The following is an 850-nucleotide window of genomic DNA, read 5'->3' as shown; positions in this document are numbered from 1 at the left end:
TTTATATGTATATAGAAATAAGTACACAAAAATAGCACACTTTGTTAAAATTAAAGTACCAACCAAAACCCAACAAAGGAGTGCTATTTATGTATATCAATTATAACATGGACCAATTAATTCTTCCAATGGATTTAGAAACTATGATTCCTGAAAATCATGTATCACGTATGATTCATCAACAGGTGGAAGCTATTCCAGAAATAGATATTCGAAATTGGCAAACGGCAGAAGGCCGTCCAAGTTATCATCCAAGGATGATGTTAAAAGTCATTCTTTATGCGTATTCGCAAGGCGTGACCTCCGGTCGGAAAATAGCAGCGATGACGCAAGAAAATATTCCGATGATGTGGTTAGCAGGACAACAAACGCCAAGTTATCGGACGATTAATCGTGCTCGTATTTCTCCTCATTTTGATACGCTTTTAAAGAATATGTTCATTTCTTTCCACACCTTCGCTCTCCAACAGCAGCTTATTTCTGGTGAGAAAATATATATTGATGGTACGAAGATAGAAGCGAACGCCAACAAATATAGCTTTGTTTGGAGGAAATCTTCGGAGCGATTTCATGCCAGCTTACAAGGTAAAATTGGTATACTTTACGATGAAATAAAGCAACAGGTGGCGCTAGATATGGAGAAAGATGAGAAAGCAGATTTTTCGATAGCACACTTGGAGCAGTTAGATCAAGCTCTTTCTGATACCATCGAAGCACTGGATACTAGCCTCTGCGAGGCGGACGCAGTAGCGCAAAAGGCCATGAAGCAAGAAAAAAGGAAATGGACGAAGCAACAAAAACAACTACAGCGTGATTATTTGCCAAGGCTTCAAAAGTATCACAGGCACTT

At 38.9% G+C, this 850-nt stretch carries 1 protein-coding gene; it reads left to right on the top strand.

What is annotated here, in order from left to right; all coding sequences use genetic code 11:
• Window positions 1–89: 89 nt before the first annotated feature.
• Window positions 90–850, top strand: a 761-nt coding sequence (locus tag R8925_RS15830) for a transposase (RefSeq protein WP_430536746.1), incomplete at its 3' end; no start/stop codon positions are given.

The organism is Listeria rocourtiae subsp. hofi (assembly GCF_963575615.1).
GTDB classification, from domain to species: Bacteria; Bacillota; Bacilli; order Lactobacillales; family Listeriaceae; genus Listeria_A; species Listeria_A hofi.
This window is presented reverse-complemented; position numbering and strand designations above follow the sequence as displayed.